At 38.3% G+C, this 19643-nt stretch carries 16 protein-coding genes; 1 reads left to right on the top strand and 15 read right to left on the bottom strand.

The window, feature by feature from the left end:
• Positions 1 to 291: 291 nt before the first annotated feature.
• From rpoZ to ACTNDN_RS02805, 5 genes are all read right to left on the bottom strand, one after another.
• The gene (rpoZ, locus tag ACTNDN_RS02825; protein WP_031534362.1) at positions 292 to 510 is read right to left on the bottom strand and encodes a DNA-directed RNA polymerase subunit omega; all 219 of its coding nucleotides are present in this window, start codon (positions 508 to 510) and stop codon (positions 292 to 294) included.
• Positions 510 to 1124, bottom strand: a complete 615-nt coding sequence (gene gmk, locus ACTNDN_RS02820; protein WP_031534359.1) for a guanylate kinase — start codon at positions 1122 to 1124, stop codon at positions 510 to 512. Before gmk ends, rpoZ begins: the two co-directional genes overlap by 1 nt.
• Positions 1125 to 1133: 9 nt before the next feature.
• The gene (gene remA, locus ACTNDN_RS02815; protein ID WP_031534358.1) at positions 1134 to 1397 is read right to left on the bottom strand and encodes an extracellular matrix/biofilm regulator RemA; all 264 of its coding nucleotides are present in this window, start codon (positions 1395 to 1397) and stop codon (positions 1134 to 1136) included.
• A 60-nt stretch (positions 1398 to 1457) separates the two neighbouring features.
• Positions 1458 to 2333 (bottom strand): YicC/YloC family endoribonuclease, encoded by an 876-nt coding sequence (locus ACTNDN_RS02810; RefSeq protein ID WP_441130749.1) that lies wholly within the window; start codon positions 2331 to 2333, stop codon positions 1458 to 1460.
• A gap of 324 nt (positions 2334 to 2657) precedes the next feature.
• Positions 2658 to 5336, bottom strand: coding sequence for a calcium-translocating P-type ATPase, SERCA-type (locus ACTNDN_RS02805; protein ID WP_441130747.1), 2679 nt, complete (start codon positions 5334 to 5336; stop codon positions 2658 to 2660).
• 332 nt (positions 5337 to 5668) lie between these two features.
• On the opposite strand from ACTNDN_RS02805, the gene ACTNDN_RS02800 reads away from it, so the two are divergent.
• Positions 5669 to 7381, top strand: a complete 1713-nt coding sequence (locus ACTNDN_RS02800; RefSeq protein ID WP_031534356.1) for an Rqc2 family fibronectin-binding protein — start codon at positions 5669 to 5671, stop codon at positions 7379 to 7381.
• Positions 7382 to 7661: 280 nt separating this feature from the next.
• Here the strand turns inward: ACTNDN_RS02800 and pyrE are convergent, their stop codons facing one another.
• The 10 genes from pyrE to pyrR all read right to left on the bottom strand — a co-directional run bounded on the left by pyrE (position 7662) and on the right by pyrR (position 19474).
• Complete coding sequence (gene pyrE / locus ACTNDN_RS02795) at positions 7662 to 8279, bottom strand: orotate phosphoribosyltransferase (RefSeq protein WP_031534354.1); 618 nt, start codon at positions 8277 to 8279, stop codon at positions 7662 to 7664.
• Positions 8276 to 8992, bottom strand: coding sequence for an orotidine-5'-phosphate decarboxylase (gene pyrF / locus ACTNDN_RS02790; protein ID WP_441130744.1), 717 nt, complete (start codon positions 8990 to 8992; stop codon positions 8276 to 8278). The genes pyrE and pyrF overlap by 4 nt, the downstream gene beginning before the upstream one ends.
• Positions 8964 to 9905, bottom strand: coding sequence for a dihydroorotate dehydrogenase (locus ACTNDN_RS02785; RefSeq protein ID WP_441130742.1), 942 nt, complete (start codon positions 9903 to 9905; stop codon positions 8964 to 8966). Before ACTNDN_RS02785 ends, pyrF begins: the two co-directional genes overlap by 29 nt.
• The gene (locus tag ACTNDN_RS02780) at positions 9902 to 10681 is read right to left on the bottom strand and encodes a dihydroorotate dehydrogenase electron transfer subunit (RefSeq protein WP_031534348.1); all 780 of its coding nucleotides are present in this window, start codon (positions 10679 to 10681) and stop codon (positions 9902 to 9904) included. Before ACTNDN_RS02780 ends, ACTNDN_RS02785 begins: the two co-directional genes overlap by 4 nt.
• Positions 10678 to 13890: a carbamoyl-phosphate synthase large subunit gene (gene carB / locus ACTNDN_RS02775; protein WP_235251061.1), complete on the bottom strand. Its 3213-nt coding sequence runs from the start codon at positions 13888 to 13890 to the stop codon at positions 10678 to 10680. The genes ACTNDN_RS02780 and carB overlap by 4 nt, the downstream gene beginning before the upstream one ends.
• Positions 13877 to 14974: a carbamoyl phosphate synthase small subunit gene (locus ACTNDN_RS02770; RefSeq protein WP_031534344.1), complete on the bottom strand. Its 1098-nt coding sequence runs from the start codon at positions 14972 to 14974 to the stop codon at positions 13877 to 13879. The genes carB and ACTNDN_RS02770 overlap by 14 nt, the downstream gene beginning before the upstream one ends.
• Positions 14971 to 16257 carry a dihydroorotase gene (locus ACTNDN_RS02765; protein ID WP_441130740.1) on the bottom strand — a complete coding sequence of 429 codons (1287 nt, stop codon included), beginning with the start codon at positions 16255 to 16257 and terminating at the stop codon, positions 14971 to 14973. Before ACTNDN_RS02765 ends, ACTNDN_RS02770 begins: the two co-directional genes overlap by 4 nt.
• Positions 16223 to 17161 carry an aspartate carbamoyltransferase catalytic subunit gene (locus tag ACTNDN_RS02760; RefSeq protein ID WP_031534340.1) on the bottom strand — a complete coding sequence of 313 codons (939 nt, stop codon included), beginning with the start codon at positions 17159 to 17161 and terminating at the stop codon, positions 16223 to 16225. The genes ACTNDN_RS02765 and ACTNDN_RS02760 overlap by 35 nt, the downstream gene beginning before the upstream one ends.
• Before the next feature lie 265 nt (positions 17162 to 17426).
• Positions 17427 to 18752, bottom strand: coding sequence for a solute carrier family 23 protein (locus ACTNDN_RS02755; protein ID WP_031534338.1), 1326 nt, complete (start codon positions 18750 to 18752; stop codon positions 17427 to 17429).
• Between the two features lie 179 nt (positions 18753 to 18931).
• Positions 18932 to 19474 carry a bifunctional pyr operon transcriptional regulator/uracil phosphoribosyltransferase PyrR gene (gene pyrR / locus ACTNDN_RS02750; RefSeq protein ID WP_031534336.1) on the bottom strand — a complete coding sequence of 181 codons (543 nt, stop codon included), beginning with the start codon at positions 19472 to 19474 and terminating at the stop codon, positions 18932 to 18934.
• Between the last annotated feature and the right edge of the window lie 169 nt (positions 19475 to 19643).

Here is a 19643-nt window from a genome sequence, read left to right as displayed (position 1 = left end):
TGTTCTAAGAGTTTATGATAAATAATATTGTTTTATTTGTATTCCGTGGGGACAGCACGATTCACTGGGACGAGCGCCGAGCCGCTTCGCCAAATCTTAAATCGGAAACCAACCTGCTTAGTTAGAATTTAAACATTTATGGGAACACCATTATGTAGTCTTTCATTACTTCTATTATTGTTAAGCATATAATTAAATAACCATTATGTCCATGAAAAAAGACTTAGTAAATGGAATTGCTCCTTTTACCTAAGCCTTTTAGTTTGTACTATATTTTTCAAAAAAATTTAATTATTCCTCGCTTGAACCACTTGGAGTATTTACACGGTAAGTTAGCTGATCTTTATTAATCTCTTCTAATGCTTTTCCTACATTTTTATGAGAAACATATTTTGCTAATTGTGGTCTCGCATTTGTTTGTAGCTTTCTTGCTCTCTTTGCAGCAACAGATACTAATGAATATTTAGAATCGATTTTTGTCATTAATTTATCAATGGATGGATATAACATTATTTAGCCTCCAGCATTTTCTTGTATTTTGGTTCTACTCTTTCTCTGCGACAATGTTCAGCAACAATGATTGCTTTAATTTTTTCACAAGCATTCTCTACTGTATCATTTTCTACGACATAATCATATAAGTGCATCATTTCAATTTCTTCTCTTGCCACATTCATACGGTTGTTAATAATCTCTTCTGACTCTGTACCTCTTGTCACAATACGATTCTTCAACTCTGATAGGCTTGGCGGGCTTAAAAAGATAAATAAGCCGTCAGGAAACTTCTCACGAACCTGCTTTGCACCTTCTACCTCAATTTCTAAAAAGACGTCTTTCCCTTTTAATGTTGTTTCTCGTACGTAATCAACTGGTGTACCGTAGTAATTTCCTACAAATTCTGCATATTCTAGTAATTTCCCTTGTTCGATTAAGCCCTCAAATTCTTCTCTCGATTTAAAGAAATAATCTACACCATCTACTTCACCAGCGCGCGGAGCTCTAGTTGTCATGGAAATAGAATATTCAAAGGATGTATTTTGTTGTGAGAATATTTCCTTTCTCACTGTTCCTTTCCCTACACCAGAAGGTCCAGACAAAACGATTAAAAGTCCCTTTTCTACCAAATCTTTCTCCTACCCTTCGTCTATAATCTCATCACGATCATTTAATCGATGTGCAACCGTTTCTGGCTGAACTGCTGAAAGAACAACATGATCGCTATCCATTACGATAACCGCTCTCGTTCTTCTGCCATATGTAGCATCTATTAATGATCCTCTATCCCTAGCATCTTGGATAATGCGTTTAATGGGGGCAGATTCTGGACTGACAATAGAGATAATTCTATTTGCAGAAACTATGTTTCCAAAACCAATATTAATTAACTTAATGGACATTTGCCTACTCCAATCCTATTATTTTTAGTTTTAACTAGGAAGATTTATTCTAAACCCTATTTATTCAATGTTTTGGATTTGTTCTTTCATTTTTTCCAAACAGCTTTTCACCTCGACAACAATTGCTCCAATTGCTGATGAATTAGCTTTAGAACCTATCGTATTGATTTCTCTGTTCATTTCCTGCAACAAGAAATCAAGCTTTCTTCCAATCGGGCTTTCTTCTTCCATAATTTGATAAAACTGTCTAATATGACTATGTAATCTAACTAATTCCTCATTAATATCTGCTTTATCTGCAAAAATTGCCACTTCTGTAATGAGTCTTGCTTCCTCTATCGGTTCCGGCAAATAGCTTTCTAGACGTGCTTTCAGCTTTTCCCGGTATTGTGTAATCACTTCAGGAGCTAATGACTGTAATTGTTCAACCCAAGTCTCTGTTTGCTTCAGGTTGTTTTCTAAGTCTTTGGATAACTCTAATCCTTCTATTGTTCGCATATTATTTAACTGGACAACCGCTTCTTCAACTGTAGTAAGTAATACTTCTGATAGTTCTTCCATGTCAAGTTCCCGTTCTACTATCTGAAAACACTCTTCTTGATTTAAGAGATCTCGTAGGGAGATAGGCTCTTCAATGGAATATTTGTCTTTTAATTGATGAAGTAATTGGTAATATTGATCAAGCAATGGCCAATCGACGATCATTTCATGGCCCTTCTTCTCTTCATCTTCTAAGCTTACAAATACTTCTACTCTACCTCTATGTATATAGTTTGAAATAATTTTCTTTATTTGTTCTTCCAAATATAGAAATTGCTTTGGCATCCGAATAATCTGATCGCTAAACCTGTGATTGACCGATTTCATTTCAATGTGAAGTGTTGAATGATGATATTGTTTTGTTGCTCTTCCAAATCCAGTCATACTTTTTATCATGCTAACACATCCGTTTTCTTAAAATGTGCGAATTAATGTTGCTCATGCTTTTCCCGCAAAGTTTCGCTACTAACCCGCAGCCTGAATACACTTCGCTTTCCGTGGGGCGAGCGGTGAGCCTCCTCAGCTTCTCCTCCGGGGTCTCACCTGTCTCGCTAATCCCCGTGGTGTCTCCGTGTATTCAGGCTGCTTTATTATTCTTTAATAATTTCTCATCATACTTGCATAGCGTCGAATATTTTAGAAAAAACAGCATTAAAAACCACATTAAATAAATAAAAGGTAATAGAGTGGTCTCTACTACCTTTTGGATTATAACATATTTTATTTTGATTTACTTAATAAAAATGATCCTGCGAGTAAAAAAGTTGGTACGGAAGCGAATCCGATGATCATTGGCCAATCTTTCATTGCTATTGGCAGTGTATGGAAGATTTCTTGTAGGAATGGTACGTAAATGACAACTAGTGCAAGTACAAGGGATGAAATAACGGCCCATACAAGATACATATTGCCAAATGGGTTTCTTGAAAAAATTGATTTTTCACTGCGGCAGTCAAAAACATGTATTAACTGAGCAAGGACTAATGTGATAAATGCCACTGTTTGGGCGTATTCTAGATTTTCTGGATTATTATCATAGGCAAACATAAACGCTAAAATTGTGGAAATCCCGATTAAAAATCCTCTTGAAATTACCTTCCAGCCGAGCCCTCTTGAAAATACACCTTCATTCGGACTTCGCGGACCTCTTTTCATGACATTGTCTTCTGGTCTATCCAAGCCTAAGGCCATTGCTGGCAATCCATCTGTTACTAAATTCACCCATAGAATTTGGATTGGTACAAGTGGTAAAGGTAGAGCTAATAACATCGCAAACAGCATAACCAGTATTTCCCCAACATTTGAAGCTAGTAAATAACGGATAAATTTACGAATATTTTCATAGATATTTCTACCTTCTACGATCGCTGCTTTAATGCTTGCAAAATTGTCATCCATTAATACTAAAGAGGATGCTTCCTTCGCTACATCTGTACCTGTAATTCCCATTGCAATACCGATGTCCGCCTTCTTGATTGCTGGAGCATCATTCACTCCATCACCAGTCATAGCTACGACATGTCCTCTATTTTGGAAAGCTTGAACAATCTTCAGTTTATGTTCTGGTGAAACGCGAGCGAATACAGCAACATCTTCTACAATATCCTCTAATTCTTGTAAACTTAAATCTGTTAGCTCTTTTCCTTCCATTACCTTGGAACGGTTATTGGCAATGCCAAGCTGCTTAGCAATCGCTTTTGCCGTAATAACATGGTCTCCGGTAATCATAACTGTCTTAATTCCAGCTTCTTTACATTCTTTAACAGCTTGTTTTACTTCTGGTCTTGGCGGATCAATAATGCCTTGGAGCCCGATAAAAATTAAATCCTTTTCCGCTTCTCTTTCGTGCATAATAATCGTATTTGGAGATATTTCCTTATATCCAATAGCGATTGTACGAAGCGCTTGGGAAGCTAATCCGTTAATCGCTTCCTGCACTACTTTCTTCTGCTCACTTCCTAATACAGTGGAACGATTTTCAAAAAGAATCGATTTACTTTGACCAATCAACACATCTGGTGCTCCTTTTGTTACGACAAACTGTCTTCCAGATGGGTCCTTTACGATCACACTCATCATTTTTCTTGTCGAATCAAAAGGAAATTCATTCACTATCGTAAATTGATTTAATAATTGAGAGCGCGAAAATCCTGCCTTCATACCAGCAACTAGTATAGCGCCTTCTGTCGGATCACCGTTTAAAACATATTCTCCGTCTTTTTGCAGTATCTCTGCATGATTACAAAGCAGTCCAAATGTTAAAAGCTGTTGTAACGCCTTATCTTTAGCAGGATCGACTAATTTTTCATCTGCATAGTATTTTCCTTGTGGTTCGTATCCTGTTCCATCTACTGTATACGTTTTGCCACCAATCCATGTTCTTGTAACCGTCATTTTATTTTGCGTTAATGTACCGGTTTTGTCTGAACAGATTACAGAAGCACATCCCAGCGTTTCTACTGCAGGCAATTTACGGACAATTGCATTTTTTCGGATCATTTTCTGAACACCAAGAGATAAAGCAATTGTAACAATTGCCGGTAGCCCTTCTGGTATTGCAGCAACTGCTAAGGATACACCTGCTAGAACCATTGTGTATAAATCATGTCCTTGAAGTACACCAATTACTACAACTAATACTGTTAATAGCAAGGCCGTTACAATGAGAATCTTCCCTAACTGCTCTAATCTTCTTTGCAGTGGGGTTGTCACAGAATCTGCATTTTGCAGCAAGTCTGCGATTTGTCCCATCGCCGTCTTCATTCCCGTACCGATTACGACACCAACACCACTTCCACGCGAAACCATCGTACCCATAAAGCCCATATTCTCCATATCACCGAGCGCTAAATTATTATTCTTAATGGCTGATACGATTTTAGGAACAGGTACAGATTCACCTGTTAACGCTGATTCTTCGACCTCTAAACTTCTTGATTCTATTATTCTTACATCTGCACCGATTCGGTCCCCGCTAGCAAATTTAATGACATCCCCAGGAACTAATTCCTTTGATAAAATATTTATCCATTCCCCGTTGCGAAGGGCATGAACATGGGGCTGTGATAACTCCTTTAAAGCAGACAAGGATTTCTCTGCACGAATTTCTTGAAAAAATCCAAGAAAACTATTGAGAATGATGATTGCAATAATGGCAATCGCATCAATATATTCACCCAATAAACCTGAAACAAGCGTAGCAGCTAAAAGAACAAGTACCATAAAATCCTTAAATTGACTGAAGAAAATAAGCAATAGTGATTGCTTTTCTCCTTCCTCTAATTCATTAAATCCAAAATTCTTTCGTCGCTTTTCCGCCTCTTCATCCGTTAATCCAGCCGAAAAATCAGTATTCAATGTTTGTTCTACTTCTTTTTCGTTCATTTCATGATAGTTCATCCGGCCATCTCACTTCCCCCTTTTTCATTCACCGTTCGCGAATAGCACTTTTGCGAAATAATTACGTAGTAGTTCTGAACAAAGGTTAGCAATTCTAACTAACATACATAGTTGTCCCAACACCACTCTATGGAAATCATATTCAGGCTTGGCCGAAAAAATGCTATCAGGGTTAGATTTTTATTTCGTTTTAAAACTAAAAATAATTTTTTGGCCATTTCTTCTTATCACAAGATGCTAATTTTTCTTCATTAAGGCTACCAAATCCTTGTATTTCTTTGTAATTAAAGATAGAGTAAAGAGGGAAATTATTATAAATGAGGTTGTTAGTTATGTCATTTGATGGTTTATTTACAAGAGCAATGTCCCTGGAATTAAAAGAGCTGTTACTAGGAGGCAGAATTAATAAAGTTCAGCAGCCTTTTACAAATGAAATTATTTTATCTGTTCGTGCAAATGGAAAAAATCAAAAGTTGCTTTTATCTGCACATCCGAGCTATGCACGAGTTCAAATTACCGAGGAAACATATGAAAATCCGAAAGAGCCACCAATGTTTTGCATGCTTTTACGCAAGCATTTAGAAGGTTACTTTATAGAAGACATTTATCAGATAGACAATGAACGAATCATTGTTTTTGAGATTAGAGGAAGAAATGAAATTGGCGATACTTCCTATAAAAAACTGATGATTGAAATAATGGGACGACACAGCAATATTATTTTGATCGATCGCGACAAAAATACAATTTTAGATAGCATTAAACATATTTCCTATGCTGTTAATAGCCATAGAGCCATACTACCTGGCTATGAGTATAAGGCTCCACCAAAACAAGAAAAACAAGATCCTTATACAGCTACAGAAGAAGATGTTTTAAGAGCAATTGATTTTAATAGCGGAAAGTTGGACAAGCAGCTTGTACAGCAGTTCGCTGGATTCTCCCCTTTAGTTGCCAAAGAAATTTTCTATCATGCTGGTCTTGCGAACCGCGATACACTGCCAAAGGCTTTTCTTGCTATAATGGATCCAATAAAAAAAGGCAGCTATGCTCCTTCTATTATGGATACTCCCGAAAAAGAATATTTTTACTTTCTGCCAATAGAGCATGTGAAAGGTGAAATTAAAGCTTTCCCTACTTTAAGCAAAATGCTTGATCGATATTATTTCGGAAAAGCAGAACGGGATCGAGTAAAGCAACAAAGCAATGATTTAGAACGTTTCATTGTGAATGAACGGGATAAAAATAGCAAAAAGATTAAAAAGCTAGAACGTTCATTAATGGAAGCAGAGAACGCAGAGGAATATCAATTGCTTGGCGAACTCTTAACAGCAAATTTATATGCAGTTAAAAAAGGCATGTCAGAGGTAGAAGTTCTAAATTACTACGAAGAAGATGGGGTAATGATTAAGATTCCCCTTAATCCAAGACTATCTCCTTCTGAAAATGCGCAAAAATATTTTACGAAATATCAAAAGGCGAAAAACTCTATTGACATTATTAAGGAACAAATTCAACTAGCAGAACAAGAATACGAGTATTTTGAAACATTATACCAGCAAATTCTTGCTGCCTCACCGAAGGATATTCAAGAAATTCGTGAAGAGCTAGTAGAAGAAGGATACTTAAGAGAAAGGCAAAAAAAACAAACGAAAAAACAACAAAATGTAAAGCCAGTACTAGATTATTATTTATCTGATGATCAAACAGAGATTATCGTTGGCAAAAACAATAAACAAAATGATTATTTAACCAATCGTGTAGCTGCCAGGGATGAGATTTGGCTGCATACGAAGGATATCCCTGGATCCCATGTCGTTATCCGGAGCAAGGAACCTTCGGAGGAAACAATTCTACAAGCTGCCAAATTAGCCGCTTATTTCAGTAAAGCTCGCCAATCAAGTTCTGTTCCAGTGGATTATACCCTAGTCCGTCATGTGAAAAAGCCAAGTGGCGCAAAACCCGGTTTTGTAATCTATGATAATCAACAAACAGTTTATGTAACCCCAGATGAGGAAACTGTGATTCGGTTGAAAGCGAAATAAAAAACAAATCGCGAGAGGCAATGCTGCCTCTCGCGATTTGTTTTATTGGTTACACTGGTTTTAGTTTATGCATAAGGAAAATTCAGCTTGAAGGGTTGGCTTTTTGAGACTCTCATGCCTTTGATGAAGACCAGTTTTGTGTCTCCTCCTCTTCTTTTTTGTTTTCATCCACCTTATGAACACCATTTACCAACTAGTTATTTTCATTTATAGACTTTTATCCAAGCCCCAAAAAAACGACACTTTAGTTAACTAAAATGTCGTTATAAACATCATCCACTTACCACTTCTCTGGATTTTCCTTCCAAGCATTCAAGCTCGCTAAATCTCTTTCTTCAATATAGCCATTTTTCTGTGCTACTTCTAATAAGCTCGTATAATCTGTTAATGAGTATGCTGTAATTTCAGCCTCAGCAAGCAATTCTTTCCCCTTTGGCAATTCGTATGTAAAAATCGCAACAACCCCAAGTACATCACTGCCTGCTTCTCTTAAACTATTAACTGCTGTAATGACACTTCCCCCTGTTGAGATAAGATCTTCCACCACTACTACTTTTTGCCCTTTATCTACCTTGCCTTCAATCTGATTCCCTTTTCCGTGGGCTTTTGCTTTGGAACGTACATAGGCCATCGGCAAATCAAGAAGGTCACTTACCCAAGCTGCATGAGGAATACCTGCTGTTGCTGTCCCTGCCACAACTTCTGTTTCTGGAAATTTATCTTTGATTAAACTAGCTAATCCTGTTGCGATATTTTTACGCACCTTCGGATAGGACAAGGTTAAGCGATTATCACAATAGATTGGCGACTTTAATCCTGAAGACCAAGTAAACGGATCATTTGGCTGTAAAAAAACTGCTTTAATATCTAGTAATTGTTCGGCAATTTCATGTTTCATAACGTGATGCCCTCCCACTCGGATTTAAATAATGAATAGCTTTCATATGGATTTGCTGCTCTTGTAATCGAGCGACCAACAACAATTGCTGATACCCCATTTTCTCTCGCAATCTTAGGCGTTGCTACCCGAACTTGATCCTGTACTTCATCTGTTTTTAAACGAATGCCAGGCGTTACAGTTAAAAAGGTATCCCCTAATCTTTCACGAATTGCGAAAGCTTCTAAAGTGGAGCACACGACTCCATCCAGTCCAGCCTCTTTTGTTATCGTTGCATAGTGTAATACCGATTCATGTAAAGGAACTTGAATTAATTGCTCTTTTTGCATGCTCGCTTCAGAAGTACTTGTTAACTGAGTCACACCAATACATTTCGCTCGTTTCATGCCAGATGGTGTACCTGCTTCAAGCCCCTCCACTGCACGAGCCATCATGTCGATTCCACCAGCTGCATGAACATTCACTAAATCAACGCCTAAGCTAGCAATATTTTTCATCGCACTTCCAACTGTATTTGGAATATCATGTAGCTTTAAGTCTAGGAAAATTTGGTGATTTTGTTCCTTTAATTCCTGAATGATGCTTGGTCCTTCTTTATAAAATAGTTCCATACCTACTTTTAAAAACAACGATTCTCCGTTAAATCCTTTTAAAAAAGAATGTACCTCGTCCTTACTTGCAAAATCAAGCGCGATGATAAGCGAATGGTTCATGCTTTCCCCAGCTCCTTCCCGTTACTTCTGAAATATGTTCAAATCCGTATTTGTCTAATAGCTCAGGTAATTCATCTATTATTTTCGGGCAAATAAATGGATCTACGAAGTTTGCTGTACCAACTGCTACTGCACTTGCGCCTGCATAGAAAAACTCTAATACATCTTCAGCAGTGGATACTCCCCCCATTCCGATAATCGGTAGGTTTACTGCTTGACTTACTTCATAAATCATTCGGATTGCTACAGGCTTTACTGCAGGACCAGATAATCCTCCCGTTTTGTTGGCTAGGATTGGCTTGCCTGTTTTTAAATCAAGACGCATGCCAACAAGGGTGTTAATCATGGTAATCCCATCTGCTCCTCCAGCTTCTACCGCTTTTGCCATCTCGACAATATTCGTTACATTTGGTGAGAGCTTTACATATACAGGAACTTCTGACACTTCCTTCACCTTTTTCGTTAATTCCTTAGCAACTTCTGGAATTGTTCCAAAAGCAATGCCTCCTGTTTTTACATTCGGACAAGAAATGTTTAATTCTAGTGCCTTAACATTCGATGCTTTTGATATCTCTTTTGCAACAGCAACATAGTCCTCTTCCACCGATCCAGCAACATTTGCAATAATTGGTACATCGAATTGGCTAAGCCAAGGTAATTCTTCGCCAACCACTTTTTTTAGTCCAGGGTTTTGAAGACCAATGGCATTTAGCATCCCAGAAGTAGTCTCAGCTACTCTTGGTGTTGGGTTACCAAAGCGTGGTTCTACCGTAGTTGCTTTTATCATGATGGCACCGAGCTTGCTTAAATCATATAAGTTACTGTATTCCCGTCCAAATCCAAAACAGCCAGAAGCAGGCATGATTGGGTTTTTAAGCTCTAATCCAGGAAGCTTTACTTGAAGTCGGTTCATAGGACAACCTCCCCTGTTCTAAATACTGGTCCATCTGTACATACCTTTTTATAGCTGAATCCTGTCGGATCATCTGCTGTGTGACATACACATGCAAAGCATGCACCAATCCCACATCCCATTCTTTCTTCTAGAGAAATAAACACCTTTTTAGTAGGAAATGTTTTTTCTAGATTTTTAAGCATTGGCGTTGGTCCACAGGAGTACAATACGTCAAACTCCAGATTTTCTTGAAAAATAACGTCTGTGACAAAGCCTTGTGTACCATGACTACCATCTACTGTAGCGATATACGTATCCCCAAATGAGGCAAACTTTTCTTCATAAAATGCAACGGATTCTGTTTGAAAGCCTAATACAGCAACAACCTTTACCCCTTTTGCAACTAGTCGATTTGCTAATTCATATAAAGGTGGCACACCAATTCCTCCGCCTACTAATAAGGCTGTTTGCCCTGACTTGCTTGCTTCAACGGGGAATCCATTTCCTAATGGACCAAGAATATCAACTGCTTCCCCAGCTGTTTTTTGGGCAAGAAGCTTTGTGCCCGCTCCTTCAGCGCGGTAAATCATCGTAAATGTTTTACTTTCCTGATCAATCCGGCAAATACTAATGGGACGTCTTAATAAAGGTGTAGCATTATCACTTACTTTTATATGAACAAATTGACCTGGCTCGTTCATTTCAGAGACAAGCTCACCTGTTAAGGTGAGCTCCATAATATTTTCAGCTATTTCTTTCTGTTCGACTACTGTACAGATTTCGTTTTTGATCATACTAACACTGCCTCCGGTTGCGTTTTGCTTGGCTCCATTGCATCTGTAGAGAATGTCATCGATTCTACTACTCGAAGGATAGCCTCTGCTGTATCTAATGAAGTTAAGCATGGAATGCCATTTTCAACGGATTCACGTCTAATTCGGAATCCATCTCTTGCTGGCTGGCTTCCTTTGGAGAAAGTATTAATGACAAATTGTGCTTCCCCATTGCGGATTACATCTATTAATGTATGTCCTTCTCCACCGATTTTACCGACTACTTTTACTGGAATGTTATTGCTTTCAAGGTACTCTGCTGTTCCACTTGTTGCCATCAAGCTATAGCCGATATTCGTAAATCTTTTTGCAAGCTGTAAAGCCTCTTCCTTATCTTTATCCCCAATTGTCAAAAGAACCGTTCCAAATGTTTTTATCTTCATTCCTGAAGCAATTAAACCTTTATACAGTGCTTTTTCTAGAGTAATGTCTTTCCCCATTACTTCTCCCGTTGATTTCATCTCAGGGCCTAATGTGATATCGACTCTACGTAATTTTGCAAAAGAGAATACTGGGACCTTCACATACACACCAGACTTCTCTGCTACTAAGCCCGATTGATATCCCTGCTCTTTTAAGGAAGTACCCAAAATTACTTTTGTAGCGATTTTCGCCATTGGCACATTCGTAATTTTGCTTAAGAAAGGTACTGTTCTACTAGAGCGTGGATTTACCTCTAGTACGAATACTTCACCTTTGGAAACAACATATTGGATATTTAGTAAACCTACGATTTTTAAACCTTTTGCAAGTCTCGTTGTATAATCTACTAACGTTTGCTTAATTTCAGCAGACAAGCTTTGTGGTGGATAGACAGCGATCGAATCGCCTGAGTGTACTCCTGCACGTTCGATATGCTCCATAATTCCTGGAATGACAACATCAGTTCCATCACAGATTGCATCCACTTCAATTTCTTTCCCTGTTAAATAACGGTCAATTAAGATTGGTTGACCTGGACTTGCCTTAACCGCGTTTTCCATATATGGAATCAGCTCTTCTTCTTTATATACGATTTGCATTGCTCTTCCACCAAGTACGTAAGATGGTCTTACAAGTACTGGGTAGCCAATTGATTTTGCTACAACAATTGCATCTTCAACTGTTAATGCTGTTTTTCCGTCTGGCTGTGGAATTCCTAATTCTTGCAGACTTTGTTCAAACTTATCACGGTCCTCTGCGCGATCTAAGTCTTCAAGTGATGTTCCTAAAATTTTGACCCCACGCTCTGCTAGTGGGCCTGCTAGGTTAATGGCTGTTTGCCCCCCAAACTGAACCACTACTCCTTCAGGTTTCTCTAAATCGATGATATGCATTACATCTTCAATCGTCAGTGGTTCAAAGTAAAGTTTATCTGAAATACTAAAGTCTGTTGAAACCGTCTCTGGATTGTTATTAATGATAATTGCTTCATATCCAGCTTCTTTAATCGCCCATACAGAATGAACGGTTGCATAGTCAAACTCTATTCCTTGGCCAATGCGAATTGGTCCAGATCCAAGCACAACAATGCTTTTCTTCTCTGTTACAATCGATTCATTTTCCTCTTCATATGTTCCATAATAGTAAGGTGTTTCAGATTCAAACTCAGCCGCACAAGTATCAACCATTTTATAAACGGGCACAATGCCTTTTTCTTTTCTCCAGTTATATACTTCAAGCTCTGTTGTATTCCAAAGCTTTGCAAGTTGAATATCAGCAAATCCCTTTTCTTTCGCTTCTTTTACATATTCCTCATCAAATGGATGATTGATTAACTCTTTTTCGAACTTTATGATGCCTTCAAGTTTGAAAAGGAAGAATAGGTCAATCTTGCTCCACTCATGAATCGTTTCAATACTCACGCCACGATTAAGTGCTTCTGCTATATAAAATAATCTTTCGTCTCCGGCAACTCTTATTCGCTTTTCGAGTAATTCGTCGCTTGTTTCATCTGCTGCATTTAAGGAGAAATGATATACTTTTGCTTCAAGAGAGCGAATCGCTTTTAGTAAAGATTCTTCAAAAGTACGACCAATTGCCATTACTTCTCCCGTTGCTTTCATTTGTGTTCCTAAGTTACGTTTTGCTGATTCAAACTTATCGAAAGGAAAGCGTGGAATCTTACTTACTACATAATCAAGTGCTGGTTCAAAGCTTGCATAAGTTTTTCCTGTAACAGGATTCATCATCTCATCTAATGTTAAACCTACTGCGATTTTTGCCGCTAGCTTTGCAATCGGATAGCCAGTTGCTTTACTTGCAAGGGCAGATGAGCGACTCACTCTTGGGTTAACTTCAATAATATAATATTGGAAGCTATCTGGGTCTAATGCTAGCTGTACGTTACAGCCACCTTCAATTTTTAGTGCACGGATAATTTTTAAAGATGTATTTCTTAATAATTGATATTCACGGTCACTTAACGTCTGACTTGGTGCGACAACGATACTGTCACCTGTATGAATCCCAACTGGATCGATATTTTCCATGTTACATACTACAATCGCGTTATCATTGCTATCACGCATTACTTCATATTCGATTTCTTTAAAGCCTGCGATACTTTTCTCTAATAAACATTGCGTTACTGGGCTATTTTTCAAACCACTTGTTACAATTTCTTCTAACTCCTGATCATTATGGCAAATACCGCCGCCTGTTCCACCTAGTGTGAAAGCAGGACGAACGATTACTGGATATCCGATTCTCTCTACAAATGCTCTTGCTTCCTCCATATTATGGATGATATCACTATCTGGAACAGGTTCTCCTAATTCATTCATCAAGTTACGGAAAAGATCTCTATCTTCCGCTTGCTGAATCGCGGAGAGCTTCGTTCCAAGTACTTCTACTCCGCATTCTTCTAACACGCCTGCCTCTGATAGCTCGACTGCAAGATTTAAGCCAGTTTGCCCTCCTAATGTTGGCAAGATAGCATCTGGTCTTTCTTTGCGAATAATTCTGCTGACAAATTCAAGTGTTAATGGTTCAATGTACACTTTATCGGCCATTTCTGTATCTGTCATAATCGTTGCAGGGTTAGAATTTACAAGAATAACACGATAGCCTTCTTCCTTTAAAGCGATACATGCTTGCGCTCCTGCATAGTCAAATTCTGCTGCCTGCCCAATGATGATTGGTCCTGATCCGATTACTAATATACTTTTAATACTTTTAAGCTTTGACATATGCGGCACCTTCCTGTTTGTGAGATTGTATCATTTCCATAAAACGATCGAATAAATAGTTAGCATCCTCTGGTCCAGGTGAAGCTTCTGGATGGTATTGCACGGTAAATGCTGGGTATTCTTTATGCTGCAAGCCTTCGATTGTTCCATCATTTAAAGCAATATGTGTAACTTCTAAGTTTGTGTGATTAATAGATTCTTCTTCTACTGTATAGCCATGGTTTTGAGAAGTCAGAGAAACCTTCCCTGTTAATAAATCCTTTACTGGGTGGTTTGATCCTCTATGACCAAACTTCATTTTCTCTGTGTTTGCCCCACTTGCAAGTGCGAACAATTGATGACCTAAGCAGATTCCAAACAGCGGCACTTGCCCAATAATTCCTTTAATTGCTTCAATAGACTCGGGCACATCCTTTGGATCCCCAGGTCCGTTCGATAGCATCACGCCATCTGGACTTAAATTTAGAATATCTTCTGCCGTTGTATTATATGGAACGACGATTACATCACAATCTCGTTTATTTAATTCTCGTAAAATTCCATGCTTCATTCCATAGTCTACTAACACAACGCGACTTCCACGGCCAGGACTTGGATAAGGTTTTCTTGTAGAAACTTGCTTTACTTGATCTGTACTTAACGTAATCCCTTTTAATTTTGCAATTACTTCCTCTGCATTTTCCTCGATGCTGCAAATCGCACCCTTTAAAGTTCCATATTGGCGGATAATGCGCGTTAATTTTCTTGTATCAATTCCCGCTATTCCTGGGATATTCTTTTGTTTGAAATATTTGTCTAATGAAAGCTCGTTACGCCAGTTTGAAGGAAAATCACACACTTCTTTTACAATAAATCCATGAATGGCTGGCGTTATCGATTCAAAATCATCTCGATTGATGCCATAATTTCCTACTAACGGATACGTAAGTGTGACAATTTGTCCACAGTAGGATGGATCGGATAGAATTTCCTGATAGCCTGTCATTCCTGTGTTAAATACTACTTCACCAAATTTTTCTGAATCGGCACCGAAGCCTTTTCCGATAAATACCGTGCCATCTTCAAGAATTAATTGTTTTTTCATGCGTGTACACTTTCCTTTCTCCAAGCAATCTTTCCACCAACAATTGTTGCAGCCGGCCAGCCCTGACATTCCCAACCAGCAAACGGGGTATTTCTTCCTTTTGATAAAAATGTTTCTGGGTCAATTTTATTTGTATCTTCTAAATCAAGAATGACGATATCTGCAGTTTTTCCTGCTCCTAAAGTTCCAGCATCCAATTTAAAGCTTTGAGCTGGTTTTATTGTTAGATAATCTATTAATTGTTGTAATGTCATCACCCCTGTTTTTACAAAGTTCGTATAAAGAAGAGGAAATGCTGTTTCTAAACCGACAATTCCAAATGGTGCAAGCTGCATCGACTGTGCCTTTTCTTCTGCTGTATGCGGTGCATGGTCTGTTGCAATAAAATCAATTGTTCCATCTAACAATCCTTCAAGTAAGCTTTTTCGATCCTCTGTTCCTCTTAAAGGAGGATTCATTTTATAATTCGTATCAAGAGAAGGAATATCTATATCTGCTAATAGTAAGTGATGTGGCGACACCTCTGCTGTAACTCTAATTCCAGCTTTTTTTGCATCTCTTACAACGCGCACTGATTCTTTTGTACTGATATGGCATACATGATAATGACAGCCTGTCGCTTCTGCTAAAAGAACGTCTCTTGCTATTTGGACTGATTCACAAACACTTGGAATTCCATTTAAACCTTTCGCCTTTGAAAATTCTCCTTCGTGCACACAGCCTTTATTGATAAGGCTATTATCTTCACAGTGAGCGACAATTGCCATATCTAATGCAGCCGCTTGCTTCATCGCCTCGAGCATTTGACCTGCTTCTTGGATTCCTACACCATCATCTGTAAAAGCAAATGCTCCTAATTCTTTTAGTGCTTTAAAATCAGTAAGTTCAGTCCCTAATTGTCTAATTGTAATGGATGCATACGGTAAGACATTTACATTTGCCGTATTTCGAATTCTTTCATTTAAATTATGTAAATTTTCAACTGTGTCAGGAACAGGTCTTGTGTTTGGCATATTGGCAATCGTTGTAAATCCACCTCGTGCTGCTGCCATCGTCCCTGTTGCAATCGTTTCTTTCTTTTCGCCGCCTGGCTCTCTTAAATGAACATGTAGGTCAATAAATCCTGGCGCCACAACTTTTCCAGCAGCATCAATCACTTCATCTGCATTTGAAGTTATTTCCTTTGCAATCGTCTTAATTGCTCCATTTTCAATCAAGATGTCCTTCTGTTCTAATTCCCCTGTAGTATTAAGCAACTGGCCATTTTTGATAAGTATTGACATGTTCATTTCTCCCTCCGATATTTTCTAATGATCTTTTTAGCACACTCATGCGGATAAACACACCATTTTCCATTTGCTTAAAAATTCTCGAGCGTTCGCATTCAACCAATTCATCAGCAATTTCTACATCTCTGTTTACAGGTGCAGGATGCATGATGATGCTTCCTGGCTTCATTTTTCTTTCTCTTTCTACTGTTAATCCATATAGTCTGTGGTAGCTTTCTTTGTCAAAAGCAGCTCTTTCATCTCCATGTCTTTCATGTTGGACACGTAGCAGCATGACAACATCGGATGTTTCAATCGCTGTATCAATATCTTCATAATTTGCATCTTGTAGGACTGTTTCATCAAACCATTCTCTTGGTCCAGAGAAAACGACCTCTGCCCCGAGTCGTGTTAGGGCATCTGCATTTGATCTTGCTACTCGGCTGTGGCTGATATCACCAATAATACTTACTTTTAAGCCATTGAAGCGTTGGAATTCCTGCTGTATCGTCAGAAGGTCTAGTAGAGATTGTGTAGGATGATGACCACAGCCATCTCCTGCATTAATGACTGGTATGTTTACCTTCCCTACTAATTCATCAAAGTAATGATCCTTTTCATGTCTTATAACAATAGCATTTACTCCTACTGATTCCAGCGTTCGAACAGTATCATATAATGTTTCTCCTTTAACAACACTTGAGGTTGTCGTTTCAAATGGGATTACCTCAAGTCCTAACTTTCTCTCCGCTACTTCAAAGCTGCATTTTGTTCTTGTGCTAGCTTCGAAAAAAAGGTTTGCCACAAAGCTTTGATTTGCCGGTCTCCAAGTTTCTCCATTAGCAAATCTTTGTGCATCTCTTAAGATTTCTTTAATCTCTGTAACGGTTAACTCAGTCGTAGTTAATAAGTTTTCCATGATACTACCTCCCGTTATTTGCTGCTTTTAACTTAGCCCGCAGGCTAAAATACACTTCGCTTTCCGTGGGGCGAGCGGTGTCTACGTGTATTTTAGACTGCTCAGTAATTCTCTAATCCCCAAAAAAAAACCACCCTAACAACTCGTTAGGGCGGCAAAAATCATGATTTTCCATAGATTTAGGCAAAGTGAACCTAGCACATACAATCTATGCATCATTTTTGACACCCTTATAAGTCTCTCTGTACTTGTTTAAAAGGTGTTATTATTTAGTTTCGTCTACTGCGATTGGTTCTTCGAATAAATCGTCCTTTGCTTTTTCTCTACCTGGCAATACTAAATTTAAGATAATGCCTAGGATTGCGGCAAAAGCCATTCCTTCTAGTTTAAAATTTTCTCCCATATGAATGGAGAAGCCTCCAATTCCTGTTACAAGGATAACGGATGCAATCACTAAATTGCGATTTTTATTAAAATCAATCTTTGCTTCTACAATAATTCTTAATCCAGAGGAAGCGATAATTCCGAATAGAAGGATGGAAACTCCCCCCATTACCGGCGTGGGGATGGATTGAATTAATGCTGCGATTTTTCCAATAAATCCAAACCCTATTGCAAGTACTGCAGCTCCTGCTAATACATAAACGCTGTATACTCTTGTGATTGCTAATACTCCAATATTTTCGCCATATGTTGTTTTTGCAGGACCTCCCATTAAAGCGGAAAGAATAGTTGCTGTTCCATCTCCCAAAATACTTCTATGCAATCCAGGATCTTTAATATAATCTTTACCAACAACTTTACTTAACACTAGCTGATGACCGATATGCTCTGTTAATGTAACAATTGCGACCGGTACAAAAATAGTTAGTAGCGCAAGATTAATTGTTACAGGATAATCTACAAACGGGAAGATAAAATCTGGCATTGCAAACCATTTTGCATCTAGCACTTCTTGGAAGTTAACAACACCTACTAGCAAGGCATATACGTAACCTACAACGATTCCTGCTAAGATTGGGATAAAGCTAAATACTCCCTTGCCAAACATGGTGAAAAGTATTGTTGCTAGTAAGGTTACTAGCGCAACAGAGATATAAAGCAAACTATATTCTTGATTCTCACTGCCATTATTTACATACATTGCTTGCCCTACTGCTGTGGAAGCTAATGCTAGCCCGATAACCATGATTACTGGTCCAACAACAATCGGCGGTAGGATATTCATAATCCAACGATAACCAGCTTTTTTGATGATTAAGGAAACGATGCCGTATACAATCCCGGCTATAAATGTTCCAATCATGGCTGCCCCTATACCTCCACCAGGCATTGTCTTTGCTGCAATTACCGGTGCGATAAAGGCGAAGGATGATCCTAAGTAGGCCGGAACCTTAAATTGCGTAATGATTAAGAATGCGAGTGTACCTACACCACTTGAGACTAAAGCAACCGCAGGGCTCATTTCTATTAAGAATGGTACTAACACTGTTGCACCAAACATAGCGAATAAATGCTGTAAGCTTAACGTTACCCACTGAAGGGCACTTGGTTTATCTTTAATTCCTAATAAGGGTTTTGATTCGTTCATTGCTGTCTCCTCTTTCTGTTTAAAAAAATTACTTGTATAATTGCTATTAATATCCCCTATTACATAAATAAAACCCCTTTTCAGCGCAGCTGAAAAGGGGTTTTATACAGGCTTAAAGAAACCTGACGAAAAAAACTCCCCTTCTCAGCCTCACAGGACTGCTATTAAAAGGGCTCTATTTAATTTTCAAAAATATTCACTTCATCATATCCATCCACTTCAGTAAGTTCTACCACAATTTTCTCCGAGCTGGAGGTAGGAATGTTTTTCCCGACATAATCTGCTCTTATTGGCAGTTCTCTATGTCCTCTGTCTACTAGGACCGCAAGCTGTATGGATGCTGGTCTTCCCATATCCATTAGTGCATCCATGCCGGCACGAACAGTTCTTCCTGTATACAAGACATCATCTACAAGGATGACCTTTAATCCTTGTATATCTTTCGGGATATCTGAGCCTTTTACTAATGGCTCCTCATTTTTCGTCTTTTTTGATAAATCATCTCGGTATAAAGTAATATCCAATTCACCAACTTCAATTGGCTTTCCTTCAATTTGAGCAATTTTCTCTGCAAGGCGATTTGCGATGTATATACCTCTTGTTCTTATTCCAACAAGAATACAATTCTCAATCCCTTTATTTTTCTCGATGATTTCATGAGCAATTCTTGTTAATGCTCGTCTTATTGCTTGATCGTCTAGTACAAGTGCCTTTTGTGACATCTCGCTCACCATCCATGCTGTGATTCAATCATATTTTCTAAAAAAAAAATCCTCTCACCCTTTTGGATGAGAGGATAGACGTATACCAATATAGCTATTGCTTAAAATAGCTAGGATCCGTTTCCTTCTCAACCTCACGGGATTGATTTAAAGGACTTATTCAACTAAC

Origin of the sequence: Niallia sp. HCP3S3_B10 (assembly GCF_052064465.1) — a bacterium.
Lineage (GTDB): Bacteria > Bacillota > Bacilli > Bacillales > Cytobacillaceae > Niallia > Niallia hominis.
Note: the sequence above shows the minus strand (reverse complement) of the source record. Positions and strands in the feature narration are given on the sequence as shown.